This window comes from Kitasatospora sp. NPDC089509 (assembly GCF_044749365.1).
Classification (GTDB): domain Bacteria; phylum Actinomycetota; class Actinomycetes; order Streptomycetales; family Streptomycetaceae; genus Kitasatospora.
This window is the reverse complement of record NZ_JBIVHS010000008.1, coordinates 336,946-358,575: the sequence shown is the minus strand read 5'-3', so window position 1 is coordinate 358,575 and position 21,630 is coordinate 336,946. Positions and strand designations below refer to the sequence as shown.

Below are 21,630 nucleotides of genomic sequence, written 5' to 3'. Positions count from 1 at the left end.
GTCCTGCTCGAAGGGGATCATGCCGGACCGCGCGCCGCACCGACCAGGCCCGACCACGATTCGGGACGCACGCCACACCGTCGGCACCCGCGGCCCTCGGGCGTCCGCGCACCGCCCCGGAGAACGCCCGGGGCCCGCCACCGACAGGTAGCGGGCCCCGGGCCGAGAACGCGGAGGATCACTCCGGGTCGATCTTGCGGTACTCCCTCGCCGGGTCGACCCGGGGCCGGGCCGCGCCCTTCTCGACGTCCACCGGCCGCGGCCCCGCCGCCGGGTCGAGCGGCACCTGGGTGGTCGCCGGAGGCGCCTGGGGCACGCTCGGCGCCGCCAGCGCACCGCCGTTGACCCCGCCGCCGTTGCCGGTCAGGCCGCCGAAGGCGCCGCCGAGGCCCTTGAGCGCGTCGCCGACCTCACTGGGGATGATCCAGAGCTTGTTGGAGTCGCCCTTGGCCAGCTCGGGCAGGGTCTGCAGGTACTGGTAGGCGAGCAGCTTCTGGTCGGCGTCGCCGTCGTGGATGGCCTCGAAGACCGTCCGGATCGCGGCCGCCTCACCGTCGGCGCGCAGCACCGCGGCCTGCGCCTCACCCTCGGCCCGGAGCACGTCCGCCTGCTTCTCACCCTCGGCCTTGAGGATCTGCGCCTGGCGCTGACCCTCGGCGGTGAGGATCGCGGCGCGCTTGTCACGGTCGGCGCGCATCTGCTTCTCCATCGAGTCCTGGATGGAGGTCGGCGGCTCGATCGCCTTCAGCTCGACGCGGTTGACCCGGATCCCCCACTTGCCGGTGGCCTCGTCCAGCACGCCGCGCAGACCGGCGTTGATGACCTCGCGGGAGGTCAGGGTGGACTCCAGGTCCATCGAGCCGATGATGTTGCGCAGCGTGGTGACGGTCAGCTGCTCGATGGCCTGGATGTAGCTGGCGACCTCGTAGGTGGCCGCCCGGGGGTCGGTGACCTGGTAGTAGATCACCGTGTCGATGTTGACGACCAGGTTGTCCTGGGTGATCACCGGCTGCGGCGGGAACGGCACGACCTGCTCGCGCAGGTCGATCCGGTTGCGGACCCGGTCGATGAACGGAACGACGATGTTCAGGCCCGCGTTGAGCGTCCGGGTGTAGCGGCCGAAGCGCTCCACGATCGCGGCGCTGGCCTGTGGGATGACCTGGATCGTCTTGATCAGCGCGATGAAGGCCACCACGACCAGGACGACCAAAACGATAAGGACGGGTTCCACGGACTCTCCCCTAGACGACCAGGGCGGTCGCGCCCTGGATTTCGACGACGTCGACCTGCTGCCCGGGCTGGTAGACCTGGTCCGGGTGGAGCGCTCGGGCCGACCAGATCTCGCCGTTGAGCTTGATCCGTCCGCCCTCCCCGTCGACGGTTTCCGCGACGACCGCGGTGGCACCCTGAAGCGCCTCGATGCCCATCTTGACCTGCGGGCCCTTCTGCAGCTGCCGGTAGGCGATCGGCCGGACGAAGGCCACCAGCGCGACCGAGACCACCAGGAAGGTCACGGCCTGGAGGACCACTCCCCCGCCCAGTCCGGCCACACCGGCGGCCGCCAGCGCGCCGACCGCGAACATGGCGAACTCGGGCATCGCGGTGAGCACCAGCGGTATGCCGAGCGCTGCGGCGGCCAGGAGCCACCAGATCCAGCTGTCCACGTGTCCATCCTAGGGAGCGAAGGGCCTTCGAGGCGGACAGTTCCCGCAGGTCGAGGGGCGGAAACCGGTCGCAGGTGCGACCGGTTCCGACGACCCCGGGCGATCTGGACGGACGGGGGGACGGACGGAGGGTCAGCCGAGCGGCAGACCCTGCGCCGACCAGCGGTCGCCGTGGCGCTCCAGGGTGAGCGGCAGGCCGAAGCACTTGGAGAGGTTGCGGGCGGTCAGCTCGGTGTCGATCGGGCCGGCCGTGAGCACCCGGCCCTGGCGGATCATCAGGACGTGGGTGAAGCCGGGGGCGATCTCCTCGACGTGGTGGGTGACCATCGCCATCGCGGGCGCGAACTCGTCCTGGGCGAGCGCGCCGAGCCGGCGGACCAGGTCCTCCCGGCCGCCGAGGTCCAGGCCGGCCGCGGGCTCGTCGAGCAGCAGCAGCTCGGGGTCGGTCATCAGGGCGCGGGCGATCAGGGTGCGCTTGCGCTCGCCCTCGGAGAGGGTGCCGAACTTGCGGGCGGTCAGGTTGGACATGCCCATCCGGTCGAGCAGGGCGAGCGCCCGGCCCTCGTCGGACTGCTCGTAGGTCTCCTGCCAGCTGACCGTCATGCCGTAGGCGGCGGTCAGCACGGTCTGCAGCACGGTCTGCTCGGCCGGCAGCTTGTCGAACATCGAGGCACCGGCCAGGCCGATCCGGGACCGCAGCTCGAAGACGTCGATCTCGCCCAGCTTCTCGCCGAGCACCGAGACCTTGCCCGAGGTCGGGAAGAGGTACGAGGAGGCGATCTGCAGCAGGGTGGTCTTGCCGGCGCCGTTCGGGCCCAGGATGACCCAGCGCTCACCCTCGGAGATGGACCACGAGACCTGGTCGACCAGCGCGCGCCCCTCCCGGACCACGGATACGTCCACCAGCTCCAGCACGTCGCTCATGCCCACGCCTTCCCCAAATACAAAAAATCTCGGCCGTCGGTGCGGGCGGCGAGCCTACTCCGGCAGCCGGTGGGCACGGGATGGGTGCGCCGCACGCGCATGGGCAAACCTACGCCACGCGGATGACCGCCGATTCCGTAGGCTGGCCGGATGCTCGCGACTCCTGCCGACAATCCGTACGAAGAGCCCCGTTCGGGGCGGCTGACCGCCTGGGGCAACGCCCTGCTGAGCGGCCTGGTGGCGCCCGACGACGCCGCCGCGGCCGTGCTCGGCGAGGACGAGGGGCACCGGGTGACCGGGCTGCCCGGGGACGCCCCGGGCGAGCAGCACGGCCTGACCTGGGCGCTGGGCCGGCTGCGGGTGCTGGGTGCGAAGGGGCTCCGGCTGGCGCTGCCCTCGGCCGGGCACCCGCTGGGACTGACCGGCCCGGCGGCCTTCAACCAGCACGCCATGGCGACGGGCGAGGCGGTGCTCGCGGTGGGGGTGCCGCTCGGGCTGGTGCCGGAGATCACGGTGTTCGGGCCGGCCGGGGACCGCTCGGCGACCGTGCTGTGGCGCTGCGCCGAGGTCAACGACGCCCCGCCGGCCGACGTGCCCTCGCTGCACGAGGCCGAGCGCGAGCTCGCGGACGGGCTGCGCGAGGCGACCGTGCTGCTGACCCGGCTGGACGTGGCCGGCGCCGGGCCGGAGGCGATGCGCGCCCTGGAGGCGTACCGCCGGCGCGGGCACGCCGAGCTGCTCGCCCCCGGCTACCCGCCGCGCGCCGTCCGGGTGCTGGAGTCGGCCCGGCAGGTGTCCGCGCTGCTGTCGATCGCCGCGGGCGGCCACGGCGCGGCCGTGAGCGCCTCGGAGATGGCCGCGCGGCAGTCCGTGCTGGCCCCCCTGCGGCGCACCGCCCGGCGGGCCCAGGTGGCGGCGTACAACGCCCTGGTGGACGAGCGCGAGGCCCGTTAGGACCGTCCGCCGGGGCCGTCCGCTACGCCGGCCGGGTCTCGCCGTTGCGGACGGCCCACAGCGCGGCCTGGGTGCGGTCGGCGAGGTCCAGCTTCATCAGGATGTTGGACACGTGGGTCTTCACCGTCTTCTCCGACAGGTGCAGGCTGCGGGCGATCTCCCGGTTGGAGCGGCCGTCGGCGATGTGGCCGAGCACCTCGCGCTCGCGCTCGGTGAGGGTGCCGCCGCGGCCCTGCGGGGCGCGCGGGCCGTCGTCGGAGAGCAGCGCCTCGGCCAGTTCGGGCTGGAGCAGGACGTGACCGGCGTGCACCGAGCGGATCGCCCCGGCCAGCGCCTCCGGGTCGACGTCCTTGTAGACGTACCCGGCGGCGCCGGCCCGCAGCGCGGGGACCATGGTGCGGTGCTCGGTGAAGCTGGTGACGATCAGGATCCGGGCCCGGCTGCCCTCGTCCTTGAGGGTGCGCAGCGCCTCGATGCCGTCGACGCCGGGCATCTTGAGGTCCATCAGGACGACGTCCGGGTCGAGTTCACGGGCGCGGTCGACGCCCTCGGCCCCGTCGGCGGCCTCCCCGACCACCTCGATATCGTCCTGGACCTCCAGGAAGGTGCGCAGTCCGCGGCGGACCACCTGGTGGTCGTCGACCAGCAGGACGCGGATCGACGGCGTGCTCTCAGGCACCGGGGACCTCCATCTCGACGAGCGTCCCCTTGCCGGGGGCGGATTCCAGGGTGAGCGTGCCGCCGACGGCGGCCGCGCGGTCGCGCATCGAGGCCAGGCCGAGGTGGCGGCCGGCCCGGCGGACGGATTCGGGGTCGAAGCCGCGGCCGTCGTCGCGCACCCGCAGCACGGCGCCGCGGCCAGGGGTGCCGGCCAGGGTGACGCTGACCCGGCCGGCTCCGGAGTGGCGCAGCGCGTTGTGCAGGGCCTCCTGGGCGACCCGCAGCAGCGCGGCCTCCTGGGCGGGCGGCAGGGCGCGGACGCCGTCGGCGGCGAAGGCCAGGTCGGCGGTGTGGGCGCGGTCGAGCACCTGCACCTGGGAGGCGAGGGTGGCGCTCAGCCCGTCCTCCTCCAGGGCGGCGGGGCGCAGTTCGACCACCACGGCGCGCAGTTCGTCGGCGGCCTCGGCCGCGAGCCGGGCGACCTCGGCGAGTTCGGCGCGGGCCCGGGCCGGGTCGCGGTCGACCAGCTTCGCGGCGGCCTTGGCGGTCAGCCGCAGCGAGAAGAGCTTCTGCGCGACGGCGTCGTGCAGGTCGTGGGCGATCCGGGCGCGCTCGCCGGCCAGGGTGAGTTCACGACTGCGCTCGTACAGGCGGGCGTTGGAGAGGGCGAGGGCGGCGTGCGCGGCGAGGATCCGCAGCAGTTCCTCGTCGTGGTCGGTGAACAGGCCGCCGCCGCGCTTGTTGGCGAGGAAGATGACGCCCAGCACCTGGGGCTCGTCCTCGGCCGCCTCGGCGTCCAGGACCGGCATGCCGAGGAAGGCGTCCATCTCGGGGTGGGCGGCGGGCCAGCCCTCGAAGGCGGGGGCCTTGCGGACGTCGGCGAGGCGGGTGGGCCCGGTCTCGTGCAGCAGTTCGGCGAGCACGCCGTGCTGGCGGGGCAGCGGGCCGATCGCCCGCCACTGCTCGTCGGTGACGCCGTCGACCACGAACTGGGCGAAGCCGCCGTGGTCGTCGGGCACACCGAGGGCCGCGTACTCGGCGCCGAGCAGGTCGCGGGCGGAGGCGGTGATGCGGCGCAGCACCTCGCGGACCTCCAGGTGCCGGCTCATCGCGAGCAGGGCCTGGCTGACGGCCTCGATGCCGGCCAGCGGGTCGCAGGCGGCGGGCGGTCCGACGGGGGCGGGACGGTCATCGGTGGCGCTGGGCATACCGCCAAACTACCGCCGCCGCGGGGGCGTCCGCGTCCGTCCCCGGCCGCGCGGGACGCAGGTCCGCGGACCTAGGACGATGGGCCCCGTCCCGTACGCCGGGGAACGCCGAAGGGCGCTCCCCCGGCGTACGGGGAGCGCCCTTCGGCGGTGGCGGGCGTCAGCCCTTCTGCATGACCTCCGGCTCGTGCCGGCGCTGCAGCCGGGTCACGACCACGCCGATCACGACCGAGATGACGATCAGCACGGCCGCGTCGATCGACCACTGGGCGACGGAGTGCGTCCACAGCGGGTCGTAGTTCGGGTTCTGGAAGTCCTTGTTCCAGGGGCCCATCAGGTGCGACAGGTCGAGGGTGGTGGACACCATGCCGGTGCCCCAGCGGGCCGGCATCAGCCAGGCGACCTGCTCCAGTCCGGGCTTGCCGAAGATCTGGAACAGGCAGCCGGTGAAGACGACCTGGACGATGGCGAACATGACCAGCAGCGGCATGGTCTTCTCGGCGGTCTTCACCAGCGCGGAGATCATCAGGCCGAACATCATCGCGGCGAAGCTCAGCAGGATCATGCCGATGGTCATCTCGATCATCGGGATGTCCTTGACGATCAGACCGTGCTCGGGGAGCTTGCGCGGCAGGAAGCCGACGGCGGAGATGATCGCGCCCTGGATCACCGAGAAGATGCCCAGCACGATGATCTTGGACATCATGTACGCCGAGCGGGACAGCCCGGTGGCCCGTTCCCGTTCGTAGATCGCCCGTTCCTTGATCAGCTCACGGACCGAGTTGGCCGCCCCGGAGAAGCAGGCGCCGATCGCCAGGATCAGCAGGATCGTGGCGGCCCCGTTGTTCAGGTGGAGCTGGGTCTTCGGATTGGGGGCGAGCCCGGGTTCGTTGGGGATCAGCACGCTGACCGCGCCGATCACCGCCGGCAGCAGCACCGACAGCGCCAGGAAGCCGCGGTCCGAGGCGAGCACCGACATGTAGCGGCGCATCAGCGTCCACAGCTGGGAGCCCCAGCTCTGCGGCTTGGGCGGGCGGACGGCCTCCTGGGCGACCTGGGCGTGCTGCACCTCGCCCGCCTCGACGGTCGGGGCGGAGTACTGCTGGTAGTGCACCGAACCGCGGTAGCGGCCGGACCAGTCGTGGTCCGGGTAGTTCTCGAAGGCCTGGAAGACGTCCGCCCAGGTCTCGTACCCGAAGAAGTGCAGCGCCTCGTCCGGCGGGCCGAAGTAGGCCACCGAGCCGCCCGGCGCCATCACCAGCAGCCGGTCGCAGAGCGCGAGTTCGGCCACCGAGTGGGTGACGACCAGGATGGTGCGGCCGTCGTCGGCGAGGCCGCGCAGCATCTGCATGACCTCGCGGTCCATGCCCGGGTCGAGGCCCGAGGTGGGCTCGTCCAGGAAGATCAGCGAGGGCTTGGTGAGCAGCTCCAAGGCGACCGAGACGCGCTTCTGCTGGCCGCCGGAGAGCGCGGTGATCTTGTTGTCGGCGCGCTTGTCCAGGCGCAGCTCGTACAGCACCTCGTCGATCCGGGCCTCGCGCTCCTTGGCCTCGGTGTCGCCGGGGAAGCGCAGGCGGGCCGCGTACTTGAGGCCCTTCCGCACGGTCAGCTCGCGGTGCAGGATCTCGGACTGCGGCACCAGGCCGATCCGGGAGCGGAGTTCGGCGAACTGCTTGTAGAGGTTGCGGCCGTCGTACAGCACCTCGCCGCGGTCGGCCGGGCGGTAGCCGGTGAGGGCGCGCAGCAGGGTCGACTTGCCGGAGCCGGACGGGCCGATCACGGCGACCAGGGACTTCTCCGGGACGCCGAAGCTGACATCGTCGAGCAGGACCTTCTTGCCGCCCTTGTGGTCGACCTCGACGGTCAGGTGGCGGGCGGAGAAGGAGACCGCGCCGGTGTCGACGAACTCCTGCAGCTGGTCGCCGACCAGCACGAAGCCGGAGTGGCCGACGGTCAGCCGGTCCTGCGGGCCCATCAGCTGGCGCTGCACCCGCTGGCCGTTGAGGAAGATGCCGTTGTGGCTGCCGAGGTCGACGATCTCGTAGCGGCCGTCCGGCAGTTGGCGCAGCTCGGCGTGGTGGCGGGAGACCTGGAGGTCGGACACCACGACGTCGTTGTCCAGCGCACGGCCGATCCTGACGGTGCGCATGCCGGCGGTCAGGTTGCGGATCACCGTCGGCTGCGGGCCGCCGGCACCGTGCTGGGGCGCGGGCGTGAAGCCCTGCTGCTGCGGGAACCCGCCGTGCTGCGGCGGCTGCTGGTCCTGCGGCGGGTACGGCTGCTGCTGCGGGGGTGCGTACTGCTGCGGGGGCTGCTGGCCCGGCCAGGCCTGCGGCGGCTGTTGCTGCTGGTACGGGTCCTGACCGGGCCAGGGCTGCTGCTGCGCGGGCGGCTGGGGCGTCGGGGCGGGGCTGCGGCTGGTGACGGCCTCGTGCACCGGGGTGGGCTGCGGGGCGGCGGCGTGGGCGGGCGCGGAGAAGGCGAGTCGGGGGCCGTTCTCCGGGTTGCCCAGGTTCACCACGGCACCGGGGAACAGCTGGGCCTGCATGGTGCGGGCGCCGGCCGTGTACGTGCCGTTGGTGCTGCCGTGGTCGTCCAGCTGCCAACCGCTGCCGTTGAAGCTGATGGTCCCGTGCTGCCAGGAGACCCTGGCGTCGTCGAACGTGAAGTCCGACTGCGGGTTGCGCCCGATGGTGTAGGACCGCCCCGGCTCAAGAGTCCGTTGCTGTCCGTTGATCTCGATGACGAGTTGCGGCACTGCTCGCCTGCCCCGCTCTCTCGGTTCCCCCGAATTGTGGCCCCCCGGCCGGGGGTGCTTCGTTCCTCTGACTGACGGGGGGAATCATTCCAGTCCGCCGTCCGCCGGTGAAAGTCACCCCGGGTGACTGTGACCAGGCTGCTACGCGGGGGTGCCGGCCCGGGAAGGGGCGCGCGGGTGTCCCGCGACGTGGGACGGGTGCCCTCCGCGCACCCACCGACGGGTAGCGTGGGAGACACCATGAACGCATCGCCCTTGGCCGCTGAGCCCCTCCCCGCCGCCCAGCCCCGGACCGCGGACGAGCGCACCCTGCTCGTCAAGGTGTTCGGCAAGGACCGCCCCGGCATCACCGCCGGCCTCTTCGCCACCCTGGCCGGCTTCGGCGTCGACGTCATCGACATCGAGCAGGTCGTCACCCGTGGCCGCATCACGCTGTGCGCCCTGGTCACCCCGCCCCTGGCGCCCGGCGCCGAGGGCGGCCTGCGGGCCACCGTGCACCGCTGGGCGGACGAACTCAAGCTGCAGGCCGAGATCCTCTCCGGCATCGGCGACAACCGGCCGCGCCGCGAGGGCCGTTCGCACGTGACGGTGCTCGGCCACCCGCTGACCGCCGCCGCCGTGTCCGCGCTGACCTCCCGGATCACCGCGGCGGGCGGCAACATCGACCGGGTCTTCCGGCTCGCCAAGTACCCGGTGACGGCGGTCGAACTGGCCGTCTCCGGTGTGGCCACCGATGAGCTGCGGGCCGAACTGGCCCAGGAGGCGGCCACCCAGCGGGTGGACGTCGCGGTGGTGGCGGCCGGGCTGGAGCGCCGGGCCAAGCGCCTGGTGGTGATGGACGTGGACTCCACGCTCATCCAGGACGAGGTGATCGAGCTGTTCGCCGCCCACGCGGGCTGCGAGGAGGAGGTCGCCGAGGTGACGGCGGCGGCGATGCGCGGCGAGCTGGACTTCGCCGAGTCGCTGCGGGCCCGGGTCGCCCTGCTGGCCGGGCTGGACGCCGCGGTGACCGAGAAGGTGCGCGCGGAGGTCCGGTTCACGCCGGGGGCGCGCACCCTGATCCGCACCCTCCAGCGGCTGGGCTTCCAGGTGGCGGTGGTGTCGGGCGGGTTCACCCAGGTCACCGACCACCTGGTGGAGCAGCTGGGGCTGGACTTCGCGGCGGCCAACACCCTGGAGGTGGTGGACGGGAGGTTCACCGGCCGGGTGGTCGGCGAGATCGTGGACCGCGCGGGCAAGGCCCGCTGGCTGGCCCGGTTCGCCGAGCAGGCCAAGGTGCCGCTGGAGCAGACGGTGGCGATCGGCGACGGCGCCAACGACCTGGACATGCTGAACGCGGCCGGGCTGGGGGTGGCGTTCAACGCCAAGCCGGTGGTGCGCGAGGCCGCCGACACCGCGGTCAACGTGCCGTTCCTGGACACCGTGCTCTACCTGCTGGGCATCACCCGCGAGGAGGTCGAGGCGGCCGACGGCGGGCTCTCGGTCGACTAGGCCCGGACCGAAACCCAGGCCCGGCCGCTCGACGGCGGTGGTTGCACACGAGGGGCGCGCGGATCCAATCCGCGCGCCCCTCAAGCATGTTCCGGAGGTCAGTCCTGCGGCGTGTGGTACGAGACCAGCGCGGCCACGCCCGGCTCGACGTCCTTCCAGGACCCGCCGAAGCTGAGCACCGCGATCGCCGCCGTCGGGAAGCCCCCCAGCCGCAGCCGGTTCAGCGCGTCGACGTCGCCGCTGTCCCCGGCCAGCACCTGGGTCAGGCCCAGCACACCGGGGTTGTGGCCGACCAGCACCACGTCCGCGAACTCCTCCGGGGTCTCCTGGAGGACGGCGATGATCTCCCCCGGGCTGGCCTCGTAGATCCGCTCCTCGTACACCGTCCGGCGGGCCCGCTTGGGCAGCTCGTGCGCGGCCAGCTTCCAGGTCTCGCGGGTGCGCAGGGCGGTGGAGCAGAGCACGAAGTCCGGGTTGATGCCGGAGTCGACCAGCCAGCGGCCGGCGTCCGGGGCCTGCTGGCGGCCCCGGTCGGCCAGCGGCCGGTCGTGGTCGTCCACCCCGTCCGGCCAGTCGGCCTTGGCGTGGCGGAGAACGATGATCCTGCGGGGCGTTTCGGCGCTCATACCCAGCAAGCTTGGCAGAAAAGCGGTCCGGGGGCGCGGTGCTCCCGGTTGCCGCCACTCCGGGGGGTGGCGGGTGCCGTCCTGCGCCGATCGCGGTCACCGGGAGTACGGGACTCCGGGGGTACCGCGACGGTGCGGCGGGCACCACGGGCGGGCGGAGCGGACGGGTCAGCCCATCGCGGCGGCGACGGTGGCGATGATCGCCACCAGCACCACGATGCCGGCGAAGGCGAGGGCGATGCGGCCGAGCTGCTTGCGGCCGTCGGTGGGATTCGGGTCGAGAACGGGCATGTCGGGATTCAACCACCCCGAACACGCCCGTTCCGCGCTGGCCCCACCGCCTTGGCCTGGCCTTGACCTTCCGGACCCCGACGCGACCGCCGGGCCCCGGGCCGTCAGGCCTTGGCCGGCTCGACCGGCAGGACCGCCTCGTCCTCGATGTGCCGGGCCCGCGCGGCCCGCAGGCCGAACAGCATCTGCGGCACCAGCAGCAGCGACAGGAAGCCCAGCGGCCAGTACCACTGGCCGGTGGCCTGGTAGAGCCGGCCGATCAGGATCGGGCCCGGGATGGAGATCAGGTAGCCGAAACCCTGGGCGAAGGCGGACAGCTGGGCCACCCCGCCCGGGGTCCGGGCGCGCAGCCCGATCATCGTCAGCACCAGCGGGAAGGCGCAGTTGGACAGACCGACCAGCACCGCCCACAGCCACGCCCCACCGGCCGGGGCGAGCGCCAGCCCGGCGTACCCGACGATGCCGCAGCAGGCCAGCACGACCACGAAGAGCCGCTGGTCGCCACGGCGGGCGGCCAGGTTGGGCAGCACGAAGGAGACCGGCACCCCGATCACCATGGTGACCGCGAGCAGCACCCCGGAGGTGCCCTTGTCGATCCCGGAGTCCTGGAAGATCTTCGGCAGCCAGCCCATCACCACGTAGGCGCCGGTGGCCTGGAGGCCGAAGAAGCAGGCCAGCGCCCAGGCCGTACGGCTGCGGGTGATCGGCAGCCTGACGGGCACGGCCGCGCCCCCGGCGCGCTCCCCGCGCTCGCGCTTGGCGATCAGCACCGGCAGCCAGAGCACCAGGGCGAGCGCGCCGAGCGCGGCCCAGACGCCCAGGCCGTAGCGCCAGTCACCGCCGAGCGCGCTGGTCACCGGCACGGTGACGGCGGCGGCCAGCGCGGTGCCGGCCGACAGCGCCATCGAGTACAGGCCGATCATCGGCCCGACCTTCTCCGGGAAGTACCGCTTGATCACCACCGGCAGCAGCACGTTGGAGACCGCCACCCCGGCCAGGGCGAGCGCGGTGAGCAGCAGGAACACCGCGGTGCCGCCGGCGAAGGAGCGGGCCAGCACGCCCGCGGTGATCGCGCCCATGCCGGCCGTGACCACGGCGATCGGGCCGACCCGGCGGGCCGCCGCGGGTGCGGCGAAACCGAACAGCCCGAAACAGAGCGAGGGGACGGCGGTGAGCAGTCCGGCGAGGGTCGGGTTCATCCCGAGGTCGCCGCGGACCTGGTCGAGCAGCGGCCCGAGGCTGGTGACCACGGGGCGCAGGTTGAACGCGGCGGCGGCGATCGCGACGGCGAACAGCACGCCGAGGTACTTGGCGGAGGCGTCGGGCCGCTCGGTCTGCGGCCGGTCCCCGGTACGTGCGGGGGTGGTGGTGGTGTCTGCTGCGGGAGGCATGTGCGCCATCATAGAATGATGGGATGAATTGATGCACCTTGGAATTGGCATGATGTGCCGACCGTTCATCCACCGGCCATCTCCCTCCAGGGCCCACCCACCCCGTAGTCGCAAGGAGTCCCCGTGGCGCTGTCCTCGCCGAGGCGCACCCCGCTGTCCGACCAGGTGATCGCGCAGCTGCGCGCCCAGATCACCTCCGGGGAGTGGCCCGTCGGCTCGCGCATCCCCACCGAGGCCGCCCTCGTCGAGCAGCTCGGGGTGGCCCGCAACACCGTCCGGGAGGCCGTCCGGGCCCTCGCCCACAACGGCCTGCTGGACATCCGCCAGGGCTCCGGCACGTACGTGCTCGCCACCAGCGAGCTGGCCGGGGTGATGCACCGCCGCTTCGCCGACGCCGACCAGGCCCAGGTCGCCGAGCTGCGGGCGACGCTGGAGACCTCCGCGGCCGGGCTGGCCGCCGTCCGCCGCACCGACCGCGACCTCGGCCTGCTGGACGCCGCGCTCGACCGGCGCGAGACCGCCTGGCGCTCCGGCGACGCCGAGGACTTCGTCCAGGCCGACGCCGCCTTCCACCAGGCCGTGGTGGCCGCCGCCCACAACGACGTGCTGCTGGCCGTCTACTCCGACCTCGGCGAGGTCACCCGCGAGCACCTGCGCAACGACGTCGGCCCCGAGCTGATCGCCGAGCGCTACATCGGCCACGACACCATCCGGGACGCCATCCGGGACCGCGACGCCCGGCGCGCCTCGGTCGAGGCCGGCCGCGCCATCGCCTGCGCGACCACCGACGTCCAGGCCGCCCCGGGCGCGTAGGGCCGGTCCGGGCCACCGCGACGGGAACGCCGCTGCCCGGCACCCCAGGACGGGGTGCCGGGCAGCGGCGTCGAGGACGATCGGGCGATCAGGCCCCGATGGCGTGCAGACCGCCGTCGACGTGGACGATCTCGCCGGTGGTCTTCGGGAACCAGTCCGACAGCAGCGCGACGATGGCGCGGCCGGCCGGCTCCGGGTCGCTCAGGTCCCACTTCAGTGGGGAGCGGTGGTTCCAGGTGTCGGCCAGGTCGCCGAAGCCCGGGATGGACTTGGCGGCCATCGAGCCGAGCGGGCCGGCCGAGACCAGGTTGCAGCGGATGTCCCGCGCGCCCAGGTAGCGGGCCATGTACCGGTTGGTGGCCTCCAGGGCGGCCTTGGCCGGGCCCATCCAGTCGTACTGCGGCCAGGCGAACTGGGCGTCGAAGGTCAGGCCGACCACCGAGCCGCCGTCCTGCATCAGCGGCATCAGCGCCGTCGTCAGCGACTTCAGCGAGTACGCCGAGACGTGCATCGCGGTGGCCACGGACTCCCACGGGGTGTCCAGGAAATTGCCGCCCAGCGCGTCCTGCGGCGCGAAGCCGATCGAGTGGACGATGCCGTCCAGGGTCGGCAGGGTCTCCCGGACCTGGTCGGCGATGCCGGCCAGCTGCTCCGGGTTGGAGACGTCCAGCTCCAGCACCTTGACCGGGTGCGGCAGCTTCTTGGCGATCCGCTCGGTCAGGGTCGGCCGCGGGAAGGCGGTGAGGATGATCTCCGCGCCCTGCTCCTGGGCGAGCTTGGCGGCGTGGAAGGCGATGGAGGACTCCATCAGCACGCCGGTGATCAGGATCCGCTTGCCCTCGAGGATTCCACTCATGATCAGTGACCCATGCCCAATCCGCCGTCGACGGGAATGACGGCTCCGGTGATGTACGCGGCCTCGTCCGAACCGAGGAACCGCACGGTGGAGGCGACCTCGGCGGGCGCCGCGTAACGGCCCAGCGGCACGCCCGAGACGATCTCCGCGCGGCGCTCGTCGCTGAGCACGGCGGTCATGTCGGTGTCGACGAAGCCGGGGGCGACCACGTTGACGGTGATGTTGCGCGGGCCCAGCTCGCGCGCCAGGGAGCGGGCGAAGCCGACCAGGCCGGCCTTGGAGGCGGCGTAGTTGGCCTGGCCCGGCGAGCCGGACAGGCCCACCACGGAGGAGATCAGCACCACGCGGCCCTTCTTGGCGCGCATCATCAGCCGCGACGCGCGCTTGACCACCCGGAAGGTGCCGGTCAGGTTGGTGTCCAGGACGGAGGTGAAGTCCTCCTCGGTCATCCGCAGCAGCAGGGTGTCGTTGGTGATGCCCGCGTTGGCGACCAGCACCTGGACCGCGCCGTGCTTCTGCTCGATCTCCGTGAAGGCGGCGTCGACCTGCGCGGCGTCCGTGATGTCGCAGCGCACCGCGAGGACGTCGTACTTCGCCAGGGCCTCGGGCACCTCACCCGAGCGGCTGGTGATGGCGACCTTGTCGCCCGCCTCGGCGAAGGCCTGGGCGATCGCGAGGCCGATGCCCCGGTTTCCTCCGGTGACGAGAACCGAGCGGCTCAACGACCCACCTCTCTCCATGTGGTCAGCGCGTACGTCGGAATGCGTACGCGGTGTGACGCTATCGGGCGGTCGGCGGCGGCGGCGAATCGGGCCCCCACAGCGCCGCACCGGAGGATCTGTGGCAATCCGACAATCCGGAGCCCCGCCACCTGCCCGTTCCCCGCCCCGCCCCACCGGCCGCAGGACCGCCGCGAAAGGGGCCGCTGTACGGGAACAACACGGACGGCCGCGCCCGTTGCCCCGTGGTGCGGGCCGAACCGGGACCGGCCGTACCCTTCCCCGAAGAGTCCCGGTGCGGAAACGAAGGCAGGGCGCATGACCAAGGCACGGCCCGGGAGCACCTCCCGACGCGGACGACTGCTCGCCCTCACCGCCCTGGCCGCGGGCCTCGGCGCGACCGCCTGGGCACTGCGCGACCTGCCCGCGGCGTTCGGGCGCCGCCCGGACGGCGAGCGCGAGGCGAGGGTGCGCAACTCCCCGCAGTACCGCGACGGGGTCTTCCACAACGCGCCCTCGGACCTCGCCCGGTCCACCGCCACCCCGGACTTCGACCGCGACACCGTCCGCCGGATGCTGTTCCAGCGCGAGGGCCGCGTCCCGGCCCACCCGGTGCCCACCGTCCGCCCCGCCGCCGCGACCGGGCCGGCCGCCGAGGGCCTGGAGATCACCTGGTACGGGCACGCCTCCGCGCTGGTGGAGATCGAGGGCTCGCGCGTGCTGCTCGACCCGGTCTGGAGCGACCGCTGCTCCCCCGCCGCCCACGTCGGCCCCAAGCGGCTGCACCCGGTGCCGGTCGAGCTGGAGGAGCTGCCGCCGGTCGACGCGGTGCTGATCTCCCACGACCACTACGACCACCTCGACATGGCGACCGTCAAGCGCCTGGTCCGCAGCCAGTCCGCGCCCTTCGCCGTACCGCTCGGCATCGGCGGCCACCTGCGCCGCTGGGGCGTCCCCGAGCACCGGATCATCGAGCTGGACTGGGACGAGACCTGCACCCTGGGCGAGCTGGTGCTCACCCTCACCTCCGCCCACCACTTCTCCGGCCGCGGACTGACCCGCAACACCACCCTGTGGGGCTCCTGGGTGATCGCCGGCCCGAGCCGCAAGGCCTTCTACACCGGCGACTCCGGCTACTTCGAGGGCTACGCCCGGATCGGCGCGCAGCACGGCCCCTTCGACGCCGCCCTGGTGCAGATCGGCGCCTACGACGCGGCCTGGGCGGACATCCACATGACCCCCGAGGACGCCGTCCTCGCCCACCGGGACCTCCGGGCCGGGCTGCTGGTGCCGGTCCACTGGTGCACCTTCAACCTGGGCCTGCACCCGTGGGCCGAACCGGTCGAACGGCTGCTCAAGGAGGCCAAGACCCAGGCCGTCCCGCTGGCCGTCCCCCGACCGGGCGAGCGGGTCGACGTGGACAACCCGCCGGAGCTGGACGGCTGGTGGGAGTCCGTCTCCTGACGGACCTCCCGACACGCCGGGGGCCGGCGCCGCCCGACACCGCGGCGCACCGGGGACGGCGCTGTCCGAAACTGCAGCGCACCGGGGACGGCGCTGTCCGAAACCGCAGCGCACTGGGTGAAATGCGCTGGCCGGAAACCCCGTGGACGGGAAATGATGCGGTGCGGGCGCCCCTGTGGCCCCGCACCGCCCCCCTCCGCGACCTGGGAGCCCGATTGCCTCCGATCCCTGCGGCGAACAGCGCCGGCGCCGCGTCCGCCCGCGCCGTCGACCCGCTGTTCCTCGCCCTGCCGCTGCGCACCCTCGCCGACGCGGCCCTCAGCCGGGCCCGCGAACTCGGCGCGAGCCACGCCGACTTCCGGCTGGAACGGGTCCGCAGCGCCTCCTGGCGGCTGCGCGACGCCCGGCCGGCCGGCACCTCCGACAGCGTGCAGCTGGGCTTCGCCGTCCGGGTGCTGCTGGACGGCGCCTGGGGCTTCGCCGCCGGGGTGGACCTCACCCCGGCGGCCGCGGCGGAGGTCGCCGCCCAGGCCGTCGCGGTGGCCCGGCTCTCCGGCGGGATCAGCCGGGCGGCCGGCTCCACCGAGCGGGTCGAGCTGGCCGACGAGCCGGTCCACCGGGACGCCACCTGGGTCTCCGCGTACGAGGTCAACCCCTTCGAGGTGCCGGACGCCGAGAAGACCGCGCTGCTCGCCGAGCGCAGCGCCCGGCTGCTGGCCGCACCGGGCGTCTCGCACGTCCAGGCGGCCCTGCTGACGGTGCAGGAGAACAAGTTCTACGCGGACACCGCGGGCACCACGACCACCCAGCAGCGGATCCGGCTGCACTCCGACCTGGAGGCCACCTCGGTCGACGAGCGCACCGGCGCCTTCGACTCGATGCGCACCCTGGCCCCGCCGGTCGGCCGCGGCTACGAGTACCTGACCGGCGCGGAGTGGGACTGGGACGGGGAACTCGCCGAACTGCCCGTCCTGCTGGCCGAGAAGATGAAGGCCCCGAGCGTCCGCCCGGGCCGCTACGACCTGGTCGTCGACCCGTCCAACCTCTGGCTGACCATCCACGAGTCGATCGGCCACGCCACCGAGCTGGACCGCGCGCTCGGCTACGAGGCCGCCTACGCCGGCACCTCCTTCGCCACCTTCGACCAGCTCGGCAGCCTCCGCTACGGCTCCGAGCTGATGCACGTCACCGGTGACCGCACCGCCGAGCACGGCCTGTCCACCATCGGCTACGACGACGAGGGCGTCGCCACCCAGTCCTGGGACCTGGTCAGGGACGGTGTCCTGGTCGGCTACCAACTCGACCGCGGAATGGCCAAGTTGAAGGGCTTCGAGCGCTCCAACGGCTGCGCCTTCGCGGACTCCCCCGCGCACGTCCCGGTCCAGCGGATGGCCAACGTCTCGCTCCGGCCCGCCGCCGACGGCCCGGACACCGCGGGCCTGTTCGCCGGGGTGGAGAACGGCCTGTACATCGTCGGCGACCGCTCCTGGTCGATCGACATGCAGCGCTACAACTTCCAGTTCACCGGGCAACGCGCGTACGCCATCAAGAACGGCGAACTGGCGGGCCAGGTCAAGGACTTCGCCTACCAGGCCACCACCACCGACTTCTGGGGCTCGATGGCGGCGGTCGGCGGACCGCAGACCTACGTCCTCGGCGGCGCCTTCAACTGCGGCAAGGCGCAGCCCGGCCAGGTCGCGGCGGTCAGCCACGGCTGCCCGTCGGCACTGTTCCGCAACGTCAACGTGCTCAACACCCAGCAGGAGGCGGGTCACTGATGACCGCGATGCAGCCCCACGAACTCGTCGAGCTGGCGCTCGGCCTCTCCCGCGCCGACGGCTGCGTGGTGATCGCCGACGAGGAGTCCACCGCCAACCTGCGCTGGGCCGGCAACGCCCTGACCACCAACGGCGTCACCCGTGGCCGCCGGCTCACCGTGATCGCCACCGTGGCCGGCGCCGAGGGCACCGCCTCCGGCGTGGTCTCCCGCGAGGCCGTCACCGCCGAGGACGTCGAGGACCTGGTCCGGGCCGCCGAGGAGGCCGCCCGGGCGGCCGGCCCGGCCGAGGACGCCCAGCCGCTGATCGCCGACGTGCCGCCGTCCCCGGACTTCGGCCGGCCGCCCGCGGAGACCTCGATCGAGGTGTTCGAGGCCTTCGGCCCGGCCCTCGGCGCGGCCTTCGCCCGGGCCGCCGCCCAGGGCGAGCTGCTCTACGGCTTCGCCCGGCACGAGGTCGTCACCAGCTACCTGGGCAGCTCCACCGGCCTGCGGCTGCGCCACGACCAGCCCACCGGCACGGTCGAGCTCAACGCCAAGACGGCCGACCTCAGCGGCTCGGCCTGGGTCGGCGCCGCCACCCGGGACTTCACCGACGTCGACGTCCCGGCCCTGCACGCCGAGCTCACCAAGCGGCTCGGCTGGGGCGCCCGCAAGGTCGACCTGCCCGCCGGGCGGTACGAGACGCTGCTCCCGCCCTCGGCCGTCGCCGACCTGATGGTCTACCTCCACTGGTCCTCCGGCGGCCGGGACGCCACCGAGGGCCGGACGGTCTTCGCCAAGCCCGGCGGGGGGACCAGGCTCGGCGACAAGCTGGCCGGCCTGCCGCTGACCCTGCGCGCCGACCCGCGCGAACCCGGCCTGGAGGCCGCCCCGTTCGTGCTGACGCACAGCACCGGCGGCGACGTCTCGGTCTTCGACAACGGCGCTCCGGTCACCGCCACCGACTGGATCCGCGAGGGCGTGCTGACCGAGCTGATCACCAGCCGGCACGCGGCCGCCCTCACCGGCCTGCCGCTGCGCCCGTCGGTCGACAACCTGGTGCTGGAGACGGCCGACCAGGAGTCCGCGCCGACCCTGGACGAGATGATCGCCCGCACGGAGCGCGGCCTGCTGCTCACCTGCCTCTGGTACATCCGCGAGGTGGACCCGGCGACGCTGCTGCTCACCGGCCTCACCCGGGACGGCGTCTACCTGGTCGAGAACGGCGAAGTGGTCGGCGCGGTCAACAACTTCCGGTTCAACGAGTCCCCGGTCGACCTGCTCGGCCGGATCACCGAGGCGGGCCGCACCGAGCGCTGCCTGCCACGCGAGTGGGGCGACTACTTCACCCGCACCGCGATGCCACCCGTGCGTGTCGCGGACTTCAACATGAGTTCGGTCAGCCAGGCCTCATAGCCGGCGGCCGACGGGGGGATACGAAGAACATGATGGACGAAAAGCGGCTGGTCAGATCGAGCAAGATGCTGTCGCGCATCCTGCGGCACGAGCCGGAGCTGCTGGGGATCACCCTGGACGGCTCCGGCTGGGTCCGGATCGACGTCCTGCTCGACGCGCTCGCCGCGAAGGGCCGGCCGCTCACCCGGCCCGAGCTCGACCACGTCGTGGCCACCAACAACAAGCGCCGCTTCGGCTACTCGCCGGACGGCCTCTCCATCCGCGCCAACCAGGGCCACACGGTGGCGGTCGACCTCGGTCTGACCGCCACCGAGCCGCCCCACGTGCTGTACCACGGCACCGCCGACCGCCACCTGGCCCCGATCTTCCGGGAGGGCCTGCGCCCGATGACCCGGCAGGACGTGCACCTGTCGGCGGACACCGAGACGGCGACCAGGGTCGGCGCCCGGCACGGCCGCCCGGTCGTGCTGACCGTGAACGCGGCCGCGATGGCGGCGGACGGATACGAGTTCCGGCTCAGCGAGAACGGCGTCTGGCTCACCGACGCCGTCCCCCCGCAGTACCTCTCCCGGCGCTCCTGACACCCACAGCGCCGTACGGCTCCTCTATCACGCCCGACCGGGTGGGCCCCGCCCACCCGGTCTCGTCGTCCCCGCCGCCCGGGCGTACCGTGAGGAGGCCGCGCGGAACGGCGCGCGGGCGCGTGGACGAGGGCGGTAGGACACATGGGCAAGAGCGCCGAGGGCGAACAGGTCTACCGGATCACGGGCGCGCGCAGCAGCCTCTCCGAGGACGTCCGGGGGCGCCAGCGCCGCTACGTCATCTCGATGCTGATCCGCACCGTCTGCGTGCTGCTCGCGGTGGTGCTGTGGGACGTCCAGCGCTGGCTGGCCTTCGCCGCGCTGGGCGGCGGTGTGCTGCTGCCGTACTTCGCGGTGCTGATCGCCAACGCCGGCCGGGAGCAGGCGCCGGGTCTGCCGAGCACCTTCGACTTCCCGGCCGACACCCCGCTGATGCTCGGCCCGGGTGGTACGGGTGGGGCTGGTGCGGCCACTGGTACAGGACAGGCAAAGGCCCCGGCCGCCGAGGCGCCGCCGCACACGGACTGATCGTCCGATTCGCTCTGGTTCAGCCGGATTCAACTCCACGAAAGCTCAAAAGAACCTCAGATTAATCATGCAAGACCTCCCCATCCGAGGGTCTCGGCGTGACATACTGCGTACGCGCTCCGCATCCCCCGTCGGAGCGACGGACCGACGCCGGGCGGCTCCCCCCGTGGCTGCCCGGCGTCGCCATGTCCGGATCCGGGCGAGCCCGACCGGCGTGACAGACTGGCGGTGACGACGCACCCGCCTGAGCACCGAGGACGGCCCCCGATGGACACCGCGCAGACGCCGATCTGCTCCGCCAAGGGCTGCCGGGCGGAAGCCCGTTGGGTGCTGGTGTGGAACAACCCCAAGCTGCACACCCCGGACCGCCGCAAGACCTGGCTGGCCTGCGAGGAGCACCGCGAGCACCTGTCCCAGTTCCTGGGCGTGCGCGGCTTCCTCAAGGAGGTCGTCGCCTTCGCCGACTGGACCGCCGAAGAGGCCTGACCGCCGTCCGGTCTAACCGCCGATCGCCGACATCGGCCGCTCGGGCTGGTGGAACTCCGGGTCGTCGATCCCGGCCCCGGCCTTCTTGCCCCACATCGCCGCCCGCCACAGCGCGGCCAGCTCCGCGTCGTCCGCCCCCGAGCGCAGCGCGGTGCGCAGGTCGGTCTCCCCGGTCGCGAACAGGCAGTTGCGCACCTGCCCGTCGGCGGTCAGCCGGGTCCGGTCGCAGGCCCGGCAGAACGGCCGGGTGACGGAGGCGATCACCCCGACCCGGCCGGGGCCGCCGTCCACCGTCCAGCGTTCGGCGGGCGCCGCGCCCCGGCGCGCGGACGGCTCCGGGGCGAGGACGAAGCGGGCCCGCAGCAGTTCGAGGATCTCCTCCGCGGTGACCATCGACGAGCGGTCCCAGCCGTGCTGGGCGTCCAGCGGCATCTGCTCGATGAAGCGCAGCTCGTAGCCCCGCTCCAGGCACCAGGCCAGCAGGTCGGCCGCCTCGTGGTCGTTGACCCCGCGCATCAGCACCGCGTTCAGCTTCACCGGCGCCAGCCCGGCCGCCTCGGCGGCGGCCAGCCCGTCCAGCACGTCCTGGTGGCGCCGGCGGCGGGTGAGCGTGAAGAACACCTCGGGGTCGAGGGTGTCCAGCGAGACGTTGACCCGGTCCAGCCCGGCCTCGCGCAGCGCCGTCGCGGTCCGGGCCAGCCCGATGCCGTTGGTGGTGAGGGAGAGCTCCGGGCGCGGCTCCAGGTCGGAGCAGGCGGCCACGACCGCGACCAGCCCGGGGCGCAGCAGCGGCTCGCCGCCGGTGAAGCGGACCTCGCGCACGCCCAGGTCCCGCACGGCCAGGGAGACCAGCCGGACGATCTCCTCGTCGGTCAGCAACTCGGGCTTGGCCAGCCACTGCAGCCCCTCCTCCGGCATGCAGTACGTGCAGCGGAGGTTGCACCGGTCGGTCAGGGAGACCCGCAGGTCGACGGCGCGTCGTCCGAAGGTGTCGAGCAGCACGTGCGTCCCTTCCCGAAAAAGCGGCCGGCCCGGTCCACC

At 73.1% G+C, this 21,630-nt stretch carries 21 protein-coding genes; 9 read left to right on the top strand and 12 right to left on the bottom strand.

Annotated features, from left to right (window positions below):
• Positions 1 to 178 precede the first annotated feature (178 nt).
• The 3 genes from ACIP4P_RS20280 to ACIP4P_RS20270 form a co-directional block, all read right to left on the bottom strand.
• Positions 179 to 1,231, bottom strand: coding sequence for an SPFH domain-containing protein (locus tag ACIP4P_RS20280; protein ID WP_400920280.1), 1,053 nt, complete (start codon positions 1,229 to 1,231; stop codon positions 179 to 181).
• A 10-nt stretch (positions 1,232 to 1,241) separates the two neighbouring features.
• A complete protein-coding gene (locus ACIP4P_RS20275) occupies positions 1,242 to 1,664 on the bottom strand; it encodes an NfeD family protein (protein ID WP_350511531.1) in 423 nt (140 codons plus the stop codon).
• 132 nt (positions 1,665 to 1,796) lie between these two features.
• Entirely contained in the window at positions 1,797 to 2,588 is a 792-nt protein-coding gene (locus ACIP4P_RS20270) for an ABC transporter ATP-binding protein (RefSeq protein ID WP_350511532.1), read from the bottom strand.
• A gap of 150 nt (positions 2,589 to 2,738) precedes the next feature.
• Between ACIP4P_RS20270 and ACIP4P_RS20265 the strand changes: the two genes are divergently transcribed.
• Entirely contained in the window at positions 2,739 to 3,542 is an 804-nt protein-coding gene (locus ACIP4P_RS20265; protein ID WP_350511533.1) for a hypothetical protein, read from the top strand.
• Between the two features lie 22 nt (positions 3,543 to 3,564).
• Here ACIP4P_RS20265 and ACIP4P_RS20260 read toward each other — a convergent pair whose 3' ends face one another.
• The 3 genes from ACIP4P_RS20260 to ACIP4P_RS20250 all read right to left on the bottom strand — a co-directional run bounded on the left by ACIP4P_RS20260 (position 3,565) and on the right by ACIP4P_RS20250 (position 8,168).
• Positions 3,565 to 4,221, bottom strand: coding sequence for a response regulator transcription factor (locus ACIP4P_RS20260; RefSeq protein ID WP_350511534.1), 657 nt, complete (start codon positions 4,219 to 4,221; stop codon positions 3,565 to 3,567).
• Positions 4,214 to 5,410 (bottom strand): GAF domain-containing sensor histidine kinase, encoded by a 1,197-nt coding sequence (locus tag ACIP4P_RS20255; protein ID WP_400920276.1) that lies wholly within the window; start codon positions 5,408 to 5,410, stop codon positions 4,214 to 4,216. The genes ACIP4P_RS20260 and ACIP4P_RS20255 overlap by 8 nt, the downstream gene beginning before the upstream one ends.
• A gap of 160 nt (positions 5,411 to 5,570) precedes the next feature.
• Complete coding sequence (locus ACIP4P_RS20250; protein WP_400920274.1) at positions 5,571 to 8,168, bottom strand: FHA domain-containing protein; 2,598 nt, start codon at positions 8,166 to 8,168, stop codon at positions 5,571 to 5,573.
• A 240-nt stretch (positions 8,169 to 8,408) separates the two neighbouring features.
• Between ACIP4P_RS20250 and serB the strand changes: the two genes are divergently transcribed.
• On the top strand, positions 8,409 to 9,659 hold the full coding sequence (serB, locus tag ACIP4P_RS20245; RefSeq protein ID WP_350511536.1) for a phosphoserine phosphatase SerB: 1,251 nt from the start codon (positions 8,409 to 8,411) through the stop codon (positions 9,657 to 9,659).
• A 98-nt stretch (positions 9,660 to 9,757) separates the two neighbouring features.
• Here the strand turns inward: serB and ACIP4P_RS20240 are convergent, their stop codons facing one another.
• The 3 genes from ACIP4P_RS20240 to ACIP4P_RS20230 all read right to left on the bottom strand — a co-directional run bounded on the left by ACIP4P_RS20240 (position 9,758) and on the right by ACIP4P_RS20230 (position 11,967).
• Entirely contained in the window at positions 9,758 to 10,285 is a 528-nt protein-coding gene (locus ACIP4P_RS20240) for a SixA phosphatase family protein (protein ID WP_400920271.1), read from the bottom strand.
• 168 nt (positions 10,286 to 10,453) lie between these two features.
• Complete coding sequence (locus tag ACIP4P_RS20235) at positions 10,454 to 10,576, bottom strand: SGM_5486 family transporter-associated protein (RefSeq protein ID WP_350511538.1); 123 nt, start codon at positions 10,574 to 10,576, stop codon at positions 10,454 to 10,456.
• Positions 10,577 to 10,680: 104 nt separating this feature from the next.
• A complete protein-coding gene (locus ACIP4P_RS20230; protein ID WP_400920269.1) occupies positions 10,681 to 11,967 on the bottom strand; it encodes a CynX/NimT family MFS transporter in 1,287 nt (428 codons plus the stop codon).
• Between the two features lie 123 nt (positions 11,968 to 12,090).
• On the opposite strand from ACIP4P_RS20230, the gene ACIP4P_RS20225 reads away from it, so the two are divergent.
• Positions 12,091 to 12,780, top strand: a complete 690-nt coding sequence (locus ACIP4P_RS20225) for a FadR/GntR family transcriptional regulator (protein ID WP_400920267.1) — start codon at positions 12,091 to 12,093, stop codon at positions 12,778 to 12,780.
• 88 nt (positions 12,781 to 12,868) lie between these two features.
• Here ACIP4P_RS20225 and fabI read toward each other — a convergent pair whose 3' ends face one another.
• Both fabI and fabG read right to left on the bottom strand, forming a co-directional pair.
• Positions 12,869 to 13,636 (bottom strand): enoyl-ACP reductase FabI, encoded by a 768-nt coding sequence (fabI, locus tag ACIP4P_RS20220; RefSeq protein ID WP_350511541.1) that lies wholly within the window; start codon positions 13,634 to 13,636, stop codon positions 12,869 to 12,871.
• 2 nt (positions 13,637 to 13,638) lie between these two features.
• Positions 13,639 to 14,358, bottom strand: a complete 720-nt coding sequence (fabG, locus tag ACIP4P_RS20215) for a 3-oxoacyl-[acyl-carrier-protein] reductase (RefSeq protein ID WP_350511542.1) — start codon at positions 14,356 to 14,358, stop codon at positions 13,639 to 13,641.
• Between the two features lie 315 nt (positions 14,359 to 14,673).
• Between fabG and ACIP4P_RS20210 the strand changes: the two genes are divergently transcribed.
• The 6 genes from ACIP4P_RS20210 to ACIP4P_RS20185 all read left to right on the top strand — a co-directional run bounded on the left by ACIP4P_RS20210 (position 14,674) and on the right by ACIP4P_RS20185 (position 20,589).
• Positions 14,674 to 15,819 carry an MBL fold metallo-hydrolase gene (locus ACIP4P_RS20210; RefSeq protein ID WP_400920264.1) on the top strand — a complete coding sequence of 382 codons (1,146 nt, stop codon included), beginning with the start codon at positions 14,674 to 14,676 and terminating at the stop codon, positions 15,817 to 15,819.
• A gap of 224 nt (positions 15,820 to 16,043) precedes the next feature.
• Entirely contained in the window at positions 16,044 to 17,597 is a 1,554-nt protein-coding gene (locus ACIP4P_RS20205; protein WP_400920306.1) for a TldD/PmbA family protein, read from the top strand.
• Positions 17,597 to 18,994, top strand: coding sequence for a metallopeptidase TldD-related protein (locus tag ACIP4P_RS20200; protein ID WP_400920262.1), 1,398 nt, complete (start codon positions 17,597 to 17,599; stop codon positions 18,992 to 18,994). Before ACIP4P_RS20205 ends, ACIP4P_RS20200 begins: the two co-directional genes overlap by 1 nt.
• Positions 18,995 to 19,026: 32 nt before the next feature.
• Positions 19,027 to 19,575, top strand: a complete 549-nt coding sequence (locus ACIP4P_RS20195) for an RNA 2'-phosphotransferase (RefSeq protein ID WP_350511545.1) — start codon at positions 19,027 to 19,029, stop codon at positions 19,573 to 19,575.
• 144 nt (positions 19,576 to 19,719) lie between these two features.
• Positions 19,720 to 20,103, top strand: a complete 384-nt coding sequence (locus ACIP4P_RS20190; protein ID WP_400920260.1) for a DUF3099 domain-containing protein — start codon at positions 19,720 to 19,722, stop codon at positions 20,101 to 20,103.
• A gap of 267 nt (positions 20,104 to 20,370) precedes the next feature.
• Positions 20,371 to 20,589: a hypothetical protein gene (locus ACIP4P_RS20185; protein ID WP_400920258.1), complete on the top strand. Its 219-nt coding sequence runs from the start codon at positions 20,371 to 20,373 to the stop codon at positions 20,587 to 20,589.
• A 12-nt stretch (positions 20,590 to 20,601) separates the two neighbouring features.
• Here ACIP4P_RS20185 and moaA read toward each other — a convergent pair whose 3' ends face one another.
• A complete protein-coding gene (gene moaA / locus ACIP4P_RS20180) occupies positions 20,602 to 21,591 on the bottom strand; it encodes a GTP 3',8-cyclase MoaA (protein WP_400920256.1) in 990 nt (329 codons plus the stop codon).
• Between the last annotated feature and the right edge of the window lie 39 nt (positions 21,592 to 21,630).